We start from the raw sequence: 868 nt of genomic DNA, 5'->3' as shown, positions 1-868 counted from the left end.
CCGCCTACATGCTTAAACCGGGACAACCGTCGCCCGGCTAACATAGCCTTCTCCGTCCCCCCTTCGCAGTAACACCAAGTACAGGAATATTAACCTGTTTCCCATCGACTACGCCTTTCGGCCTCGCCTTAGGGGTCGACTCACCCTGCCCCGATTAACGTTGGACAGGAACCCTTGGTCTTCCGGCGTGCGGGTTTTTCACCCGCATTATCGTTACTTATGTCAGCATTCGCACTTCTGATACCTCCAGCATGCCTCACGACACACCTTCAACGGCTTACAGAACGCTCCCCTACCCAACAACACATAGTGTCGCTGCCGCAGCTTCGGTGCATGGTTTAGCCCCGTTACATCTTCCGCGCAGGCCGACTCGACCAGTGAGCTATTACGCTTTCTTTAAATGATGGCTGCTTCTAAGCCAACATCCTGGCTGTCTGTGCCTTCCCACATCGTTTCCCACTTAACCATGACTTTGGGACCTTAGCTGGCGGTCTGGGTTGTTTCCCTCTTCACGACGGACGTTAGCACCCGCCGTGTGTCTCCCGTGATAACATTCTTCGGTATTCGCAGTTTGCATCGGGTTGGTAAGTCGGGATGACCCCCTAGCCGAAACAGTGCTCTACCCCCGAAGATGAGTTCACGAGGCGCTACCTAAATAGCTTTCGGGGAGAACCAGCTATCTCCCGGTTTGATTGGCCTTTCACCCCCAGCCACAAGTCATCCGCTAATTTTTCAACATTAGTCGGTTCGGTCCTCCAGTTAGTGTTACCCAACCTTCAACCTGCCCATGGCTAGATCACCGGGTTTCGGGTCTATACCCTGCAACTTAACGCCCAGTTAAGACTCGGTTTCCCTTCGGCTCCCCTAT

The 868-nt window shown here is 53.8% G+C and carries 1 rRNA gene; it reads right to left on the bottom strand.

Features of this window, described 5'->3' with window-relative positions:
• A 23S ribosomal RNA gene (locus OGV80_RS00285) occupies window positions 1–868 on the bottom strand; the annotation flags it as partial.

It is taken from the genome of Citrobacter sp. Ce119 (genome assembly GCF_030334525.1).
Lineage (GTDB): Bacteria > Pseudomonadota > Gammaproteobacteria > Enterobacterales > Enterobacteriaceae > Citrobacter > Citrobacter europaeus.
This window is presented reverse-complemented; position numbering and strand designations above follow the sequence as displayed.